Annotated in this window: 9 protein-coding genes; all 9 read right to left on the reverse strand. The window is 49.9% G+C overall.

Annotated features, from left to right (window positions below; translation table 11 throughout):
* Positions 1 to 92 precede the first annotated feature (92 nt).
* On the reverse strand, positions 93 to 1,241 hold the full coding sequence (locus HMPREF7215_RS07335) for an aldo/keto reductase (protein WP_009165145.1): 1,149 nt from the start codon (positions 1,239 to 1,241) through the stop codon (positions 93 to 95).
* A 197-nt stretch (positions 1,242 to 1,438) separates the two neighbouring features.
* Positions 1,439 to 2,236 (reverse strand): aspartate dehydrogenase domain-containing protein, encoded by a 798-nt coding sequence (locus HMPREF7215_RS07340; protein WP_040550873.1) that lies wholly within the window; start codon positions 2,234 to 2,236, stop codon positions 1,439 to 1,441.
* 82 nt (positions 2,237 to 2,318) lie between these two features.
* Positions 2,319 to 2,957, reverse strand: a complete 639-nt coding sequence (locus HMPREF7215_RS07345) for a helix-turn-helix transcriptional regulator (RefSeq protein WP_009165147.1) — start codon at positions 2,955 to 2,957, stop codon at positions 2,319 to 2,321.
* 89 nt (positions 2,958 to 3,046) lie between these two features.
* A complete protein-coding gene (locus tag HMPREF7215_RS07350; RefSeq protein WP_009165148.1) occupies positions 3,047 to 4,363 on the reverse strand; it encodes an amidohydrolase in 1,317 nt (438 codons plus the stop codon).
* A gap of 4 nt (positions 4,364 to 4,367) precedes the next feature.
* Positions 4,368 to 4,832, reverse strand: a complete 465-nt coding sequence (locus HMPREF7215_RS07355; protein ID WP_009165149.1) for a hypothetical protein — start codon at positions 4,830 to 4,832, stop codon at positions 4,368 to 4,370.
* A gap of 18 nt (positions 4,833 to 4,850) precedes the next feature.
* Positions 4,851 to 5,690, reverse strand: coding sequence for a DUF3100 domain-containing protein (locus tag HMPREF7215_RS07360; RefSeq protein ID WP_009165150.1), 840 nt, complete (start codon positions 5,688 to 5,690; stop codon positions 4,851 to 4,853).
* 36 nt (positions 5,691 to 5,726) lie between these two features.
* Positions 5,727 to 6,548: a carbon-nitrogen hydrolase family protein gene (locus HMPREF7215_RS07365; protein WP_040550874.1), complete on the reverse strand. Its 822-nt coding sequence runs from the start codon at positions 6,546 to 6,548 to the stop codon at positions 5,727 to 5,729.
* A 13-nt stretch (positions 6,549 to 6,561) separates the two neighbouring features.
* Complete coding sequence (locus tag HMPREF7215_RS07370; protein ID WP_009165152.1) at positions 6,562 to 7,671, reverse strand: alanine racemase; 1,110 nt, start codon at positions 7,669 to 7,671, stop codon at positions 6,562 to 6,564.
* Positions 7,672 to 7,703: 32 nt separating this feature from the next.
* Positions 7,704 to 8,081 carry a RidA family protein gene (locus tag HMPREF7215_RS12855; protein WP_083798295.1) on the reverse strand — a complete coding sequence of 126 codons (378 nt, stop codon included), beginning with the start codon at positions 8,079 to 8,081 and terminating at the stop codon, positions 7,704 to 7,706.
* Positions 8,082 to 8,307: the final 226 nt, after the last annotated feature.

Below are 8,307 nucleotides of genomic sequence, written 5' to 3' on the forward strand. Positions count from 1 at the left end.
GCAGACGTCTGAGATGTTCAGACGTCTGCTTTTTTGCGCTCTTCGATATTGATTTTCAATTGAAAGGCATCGCTGAAAATGCCGCGCGCGGTCTAGCAGCCGAACAGCGAAAAAGCTTCCTTCATGGCGCCGATAACCGGGACTCCGAAGGGGCAGCGTTTCTCGCAGCTGCCGCAGGCAATGCATTCGCAGGCGTGGTGAGGCAACAGAGCATAGTGCTCGCGCACCGTTTCCGGAATCTGCTTCTGCGCTTTGGCAAGATTGAGGAATTTATTGACGGAAGCGACGTTGATGCCTTGGGGGCATGGAGCGCAGTGGCCGCAATACATACAGTGCCCTTGCCAGGAAAAGCGCTTCATCCCCTGCATGACGGGCACATAATCCCGTTGTTGCGGCGTCGCCGCGCACCAATCGACGGCGGCGCGGATCTCCGCCTGCGTCCGGCAGCCGATCATGACGGCGGCCACGGCAGGACGGGTCAAAGCGTATTCGATACACTGCACCGGCGTAAAGGCGCGCCCGAAAGGCGAATTCCGCTCGCTGAGGAGGTCGCCGCCGCCGTAAGTTTTCATGACGTCGATCCCCACGCCTCGGCGCGCGCATAATTCGTAGAGACTTTCGCGTTCTGGATCCATGTTGTGCAGATCTTTCATATAGCTTTCATCGGCCCAGAGATCTTCCACGTTTTCGCCGGCAGGCTGCATGTCGTAGCAGGGATTGACGGCGAACAGCAGCACGTCGATCAGACCCGTTCCAACGGCCAGCGACGCGACGTGCGGATTATGGCTGCTCAGTCCGAGAAAGCGGATCCGCCCCTTCTCTTTCAGCCGCTGAGCGTATTGAATGATCTCGCCGTCGAACACCGCGCGAAAATCCTCTTCCGCGTCGATATAATGAATCATGCCGACGTCGATGTAATCCGTCCCCAGACGCGTCAGCAAATCCCGAAAAGCCCTCTCCGTCCTGACGGGATCGCGCGTGCGCAGGTACTGCCCGTTTTCCCAGGCAGAGCAAATGTGCCCTTGGACGATGAATTTCTCCCGGCGTCCTCTCATCGCCTCCCCAAAAGCGGAGCGGAGCTGCGGATTGGAAGAATAGCAGTCGAAAAAGTTGATCCCCCAATCCTGCGCGCAGTCAAAATCTTTCCTCACAGCTTCCGGAGTTTTGTCCGTGAAGCCTTCGCATCCCAACGCGATCGCGCTGACAGAAAGCCCGGTGTGCCCGAGAGCCCTGTATTCCATAGCGAACTCCTCATGTCGATTCTGACGTGTGATGTCATCTTGCAGCTTCAATGTATCACATGAAGGGGGCTGCAAGTCAAGCGCGTTCAAGAGAAATTTTGCTTCAGAAACGAACCAGAACACTCTGAGAGTCGCTTTTCAAAGCTGATGCAGATAACGGGCATCCTTATTTCTGTGTCTTCTGTTTTTAGATTGGATCAATAATAGAAAACGGGAGCAGCAAGATTCTTCAGCAGATTCAAAACACTCCAGGCAGCAGAAGTGCTTGATTTAGGGTTATCAGGGTCAGGAAGCGAAGAGATGGAAATATCTGTCGTAATTATGCCATTTTCTGCGTGAACGCAATGCTTGTTATCTTTCATTCCAGGGACGCTAGTGATGATGACTTTCGTGTCAGGACAGTTGGAGGCCAGAGCTGTTGCGACTGCGACATTTACGTTCTTCGGAAATCCCCTGATCGCATCGTCAACAGAACCTTCAAAGATTTTAACAGTCTTGTTTTCGGGCAGGCCCTTCCCTTCGAGGAAAGGCGCTCCATTCAGGCTCTCTGGAGCTTTTGTGATACTGATGAGTGCAGTTGTCGGTGCCATCATGCTCATCGTCTGAAGAACATCAAGACCTCCGAGAGCGCCGTTGACCACGTACACCTTCTTTCCTGCGCTGCGGGCTGCATTTTCAAGTGCGGACTTCAAGTTTTTATCGGACAGAGCGCCGACAGACAAGATGACCAGATCACACCCCGAATTTAGAACAGTTTCTCCATATGTCCTGACAACCTCGCCACCAGCCGTTTCAATGATCATTTCAGCGTCAGACAGAAGTTCATCGAGATTGGCGCATGCTCGCGTGTCACATTCTTTGGCAAGTTCCTGCGCAGCTTCAGCTCGGAGGTCAAGTACACCCGTCAATTCATAATCACCAGAAAGGATCTTTTTCAATCCATGCGCGACAAATGATCCGAGAGCTCCGCATCCAATGAGAGCAGCCTTTTTCATGGTAAACATTCCTTTCCTAAAAATACCAATGGTGAAACCAAAACATCCGTTCGCCGTCGCACTATGGCCGAAAACTTGTTTTTTATTGTCCGCTTTTGTTCTTTAACTCGTCCAGATAGCTATACACGGTCACTTTGGAAACCCCCATTTTCTCAGCCACTTTTTCGATAGCTCCTTTGGTGAGGAAAATGCCCCTGGAATCCATCTGGCGCATTAATTCCATCTTCTCGTCGCGCGACATTTTTTTCTCATCGCGGCTGTTGAAGATCTTATCAATGACTTCATTAACCACTTCAAGAACGTGGGGCGCGTTATTATCTCTACTCTCAGCCATGTTCGCAGTAGCATCGGGCAAGAGATTTTGGAGCCATTTAATGTTTTCCGTGATCACTGTGGTATCTATATTGATACACATCGCGCCGATGACCAATCCGTTTTCATCGCGTAGCAAAGTCGTTGATGACTTTATCAGTTTTCCGTCGGAAGTTCTGAAAGAGTAGTTGCAGAGCATATCGTTCTCAAAGTGGCGGGAGGACAAGACATCGGAGATGATTAGATTGAATCCGTCACCGATCTTGCGCCCTGTAACCGTGTTGTTTGCTATATAAACTACAGACTGCAGGGGAGTCGCCATATCGTGAAGAACCACTTCACAATGGGGCCCGATCGTTTGGGCGATCATGTCGGCAAGAGGGACAAATTTCTTTAGGACTTCATTCATCTTAATTCGCTTAGGCCTCCTAAAAAAGTGGAAAGAGCGAACTCAAATTGAGTCGCTCTTGCTCATTATACAATGTTAAAACCGTAATTTCAGTACTGTATTACATTTTCCAGACGTTCGAAGAGCTTCAGATATTCATCGCGGGTCATGGCGGGTTTGGAATCAGCGATGATCTGCTTGGCTTTTTCAGCATTGCCATAGAGCAGATCAATGATTGTGGCAGTCATGATCTTGGCGGGAATGATGAACGCATCTTTCTCATCGACTACGCGGTAATCCTTTGAGTGCAATCCGCCGACGATTCCTGAGCTGAGGCTGTGGAGTACGGGCATAAACATGGATAGGTCTCCCATGTCAAAGGAAGCTGTTACGAGCTGACAGGGAACGATCTCCTCTCTTTTGTAGAAGCTTCCGGCATTAGCGCCAAAAATGTCGGCCATAGCATCGCAGGACTTCAGAGGCATCTGTCCAGGGGAATCCTCAACCTTTGCATGCCCTCCCATAGCAATGGCAGCGCCATGAATACAGCGATTAATTTTCTCGTTCGCAGCAAGAAGAGCCGGAATGTTCATAGCGCGGACGCACACTTCAGCCTCCACAAGAGCGGGGACGGAATTCAACAAATCTCCTCCATGGGTGATGATCTGGTGAACACGCACAGAGTCAGTATCTTTGAAGGTCTCCCGTTGAGTATTCATGCTGTTGATGGCAACCATAGCCATGTTCAAAGCGTTTACGCCATCCCAAGGGGCAGCTCCGGCATGAGCTTGCTTCCCGATATAACTGACACGTTTCCCGATAAAACCAGTTCCGGTGTTCTGGCAAGCAGTCTTGCCCTTGCCATCAAAAGGCCAGTTATGGATCAGGAGGCACATGTTTACATCGTCGAAAACACCGCGGTAGGTAAATTCGGCCTTACCTGAGTAATAGTGGATCTTGCCCTCATTCTTAAGGCGTTTGCGGTAATCAAGCTCAATGTACTCTTCGGCGGGAACAGCAATGAAGTCAACTGAACCTCCAAGTTCATCCAGAATCTCAGATTTTTTTAAAGCACAGGCAACAGCGTACATAACGGCGATTTGAATGTTATGGCCGCAGGCATGTATGGCTCCTGTTGAAGGATTGCAGTCAGGATGTTCGTGACAAATAACCGAATCAAGTTCTCCGAGCATGGCGAGACAAGGACCTGTTTTATGGGAAGAACGAGCACGACAGCCGGTCACAGCAATGTTGCGTTCTACATCAAAACCGAGCGTTTCCAAAGCATCGGCTACGAGGTTCGTGGTGCGCACTTCCCGGTAGCCGGTTTCAGGATGTGCATAGATGTCGTGCCCGAGGTCTAAAATATTTTGCCGATTTACATCAATCGCATCAAAGGCACATCGTTTCAAATTCTCAATGTCCATAGCCTTAGATGAGTCCTTGAACTTTCATGATAAGCTGAGCGATCAGAGCAGAGCCAAAGAATGTGCCACAGAAGACTACAATGGCCACAAGAATAATACGCCAACTGAGTTTCTTTACATCGTCGATGCGCGTGCCGATGGAGATGCCGGCGACAGCGAGGATGACGGTTCCGATCTCACCGGTGGTAATCTGCTTGGTCATCTGGAGGATGTAGGGGCCAACAGGAGAAGCGGGAATGGTAAGAAGCATGGAGATCAAAGAAGCCCAAGCGAAAGCGGGAATTTTTAAGGGAAGAGCTTCCTTGATCTTGACGGAAACGATGGAGATAGCAACGATGATAATCATTCCGATAATAGCATTGACAAGATTGAGCTTTTGGCCGATAGCGGCATAGTGGGTGATAAGAACGGCAGCGCTCAAGAGCACGAGGACTTTAAGTTGGTTCAGGGTTTTGGCAACGAGATTCATAATAGAGCCTCCTTAATCTCACCGGGATGATTTGCGGACAAGAAGCTTATACAGGAAGTTCGCGCAGGGAAGAGCGACAAAAAGATCCATGTACAGACCGGTCACATTGGTCATAATATTTGAAGTGGCAGCAAAGGCGCTAATCTCTTCGGCCATGGCAGGTACCGTAGCGGTAAGAGACTGAGTGGCGGCCGTCATCATGGAGCCGGAACCCATACCACAAGCCATAGCTAAGGCGCGCGGATCAAGTCCGGACATAACGCTAAGAGAACCAAGCAAGCCAAAGAAGATGGAGCCAAAGAGATTACCTACCATATAGGTTCCCATAACGCCGAGACCTTCGGCGGAGTTAATGCCATAGATCTCGCTGATCAGGCCAAGAGTAGGTTCTCGGCAGATACTCACAGTAGCACCTACAGCTTCACGGCGCATGCCGAGGAGCAAAGCGATGGGGAGACCGATGATCATGGTGCCCATGTTGCCAAATTCCTGAAGAACCAGAGCTGGACCGGCAGCAAGCAGCTTGGGAAGGTTAGGCCCCGCAGCTGTGCCCATCTTGACGCCGAGAAGTAGAAGTACCAGCATCATGCTGTTCTCAGCGTACTTTACTTCTTTCTCGCCACAGAATTTCTTGAAAGCAGGAACCGCTCGGCCGAGCACGTCGGGGGTGAAGATAAGGGAGAGCAACATCGTGAAGACCATGGGAATAAAAACGATCTTCCCAGGCCCCACGGGAAAACTGTGGGTGCCAATCATCTCTCCTGCTATAGACAGAAGGGAAATAAGGATAAAGAAGCAGAGAGCTGTCTTTAGACCGAACGTTTGGACGTTATTTTCCTGACCTTTTTCCATTGCCATTTGCGTTTCCTCCTTAGAATAGAATAATGTGACGCTTCATTTTGATGTTTCTGCTTCATAAAGACCTTTACGGTAATGATTCCACAAAGGAAAACTCGTACGGACCTTTTTCAGCTCGTTCAGGTCGATATCGCAGAACTCCATGCTTTCTTCTGTTGCCATGCGAAGCTTTACATCACCCCAAGGCCCCACTACCATAGAATTTGCGTAGGATACATAACATCCCCCTTCGTCGCGTGCAGGGGCGCAGCCTACAGTAAATACTTGAAAATCCTGAGCTCTGCACCGGAAGAGCAGGTCCCAGTGAGCAGGGCCGGTAGTCATATTGAAAGCGGCGGGTACGAAAATGACTTTTGCGCCGCGATTGGCCATGATACGCGACATTTCAGGGAAGCGGAAATCATAGCACACAAGAAGTCCCATCAGACCAAATTCCGTCTCGAAGGTGGTTACCTTGTCTCCGGGAGTCAAAGTGTCGGACTCTCTAAAACGTTGACCACCGGGGACGTCAATATCAAACATGTGGGCCTTGCGATGCGAGGCAAGCTGAGCGCCTTCACGATCGAAGACGAAAGAAGTGTTGTAAACTTTGCCTTCTTCATCAACTTCAGGCATGGAACCGGCTACAAGATAAATGTTGTTTTTTCTAGCCGTCTCGGAAAACTGCAGCCAAGCTTTCCCGCCGGCTTTTTCAGCGTAGAGAGGAAAATTTTTCGTCTGGTAGGGACAGGAGAACATTTCAGGTAATATTGCCATATCGGCCCCACCTTGTTTGGACTGAGCAATGAAAGCACAAGCACGGTCAAGGTTATTCTGTTTGCTGTTGTCGACCCGCAACTGGATCAGTGCGATTTTCATGGGAGTATCCCCTTTACTGAAGTTTGCCACGAGCGAGAACGGGAAGTTCCGCGACCACTTCGCCGCAAGAGGTCAGATAGAGCTTTTCATGAAGGTTGCAAGTGGGACAGATGTGGACGGGGATAATCTCAACCTTGTCGCCGATTTTCACTGCGTCATGGAAGGTTTTGTTATAGATAATGGCGTGCTCGTCATAAACGTCATGGATGTAGACATTGTCGTAGCCCTTGACAGTGCCGAGCCCTTCCGTTGCGGTGATGCCTTGGCTACGGCGCTGCATGGTAATGCCCTTGGCTCCCACGTCGAGAATGACACGCTCAGGCGTAGGACGGCTGATAACCGTTGCGAGCACTGTAGCAGCACAACGAGACAGAGTTCCGGCGGCATTAGCCATGGAAGCGTCCATGAGCACATAGGTTCCGGGGCGGAACTCCGAGATTCCCTCAAGAACAGGGAAATCATCATGCATCAGCGAAGGAGTGGAACCAATACTGACCGTTTCGATCTCGAATCCTTGCTCTTTGGCGATTTGGACAAACCGAAGGGTACGCTTCTGGGAAGCGATAAACTCTTTACGGCAGGTAGCAAGGTCGGGAGAATTGTAGCAGTGCCCTTCGTGGGAGAAGACCCCTTTGAGATGGACATGAGGGGCTTTTTTGATCGAATCGAGGAGATCTAGGAAATCAGATTCCTCGATAATGCCTGAACGGCGCTCGCCTACTTCGATTTCCACAAGAACCTCGGCTTTGACGGAGGCGCTGGCGAAGACCTTCTCGGCAGCCTCTACGTGGTCAGGGCAGTCGATGCCCCAAGAGAGTTTGATGCTTTGGGCAAGCTTACGCAGTCTCTTCATCTTGATATCGCCGACGATCTCGTTAGCGATAAAGATGTCGTCGAACCCTGCATCGGCCATGACTTCCGCTTCCCCGAGCTTTGCAACGGCAATTCCCTTGCAGCCGCAATCACGCTGAATCAACGCGATTGCCGGAGTTTTATGGGTCTTGGTGTGAGGACGCAGAGCGACTCCCTTGCGATTTGCGCGATTCTGCATGGCGCGAATGTTGTCCATCATAATCTCACGATCCACAAGAAGCGCAGGAGTATCGAGTTCGCAGACTTTCATGTTTTTCAGCCTCTCTCTTTATGTTAGGAAGATTACTTACGGGAAGCTACTGCTTCTACTTCAACAAGACAGCCGGCATATAAATTATTCGAAGGGACTACGATCCGTGCAGGACGATGAGCCCCAAAAAACTTGCTGTAGACTTCATTTAGTTCAGGCCAGTACTTCACATCTGGCACATAGACACGGCACATGGCTACATTCTCTCTTTTCAAGCCAGAAGCCTTAAGGACCGTCTCAAGGTTATCGAGAGCCTGTTGCGCCTCGGCCTTGATCCCTCCCTCAGGAACTTTGCCGGTTTCAGGATTGATGGAAAGCTGTCCGGAAATGTAATATGTTCCGCCAACTTCCATAGCGGGAACATAATGTCCGTCGTCACGTACAGAGTATTGAGTCTCGATAGGATTCATGGAATCGCCTCAGGATTTATAATTTTTTCTTGTTGATATGTCTGGATTATATCTGAAAAAAAACTCATGTCAAGATTTTTTTCTATAAATCAGTGCTAGATTTAGAAAAATTTTAAGATCGGCGCACAGATTTTCAGAGTAAACGCAATGGCGGCAAGGTAAAAGCAATGGAATAGCGTCATGCCTGAAAGAGTCTTCCCGCCGCCGGGTGTAAAGTGGAAGCACT

The organism is Pyramidobacter piscolens W5455 (assembly GCF_000177335.1).
Classification (GTDB): domain Bacteria; phylum Synergistota; class Synergistia; order Synergistales; family Dethiosulfovibrionaceae; genus Pyramidobacter; species Pyramidobacter piscolens.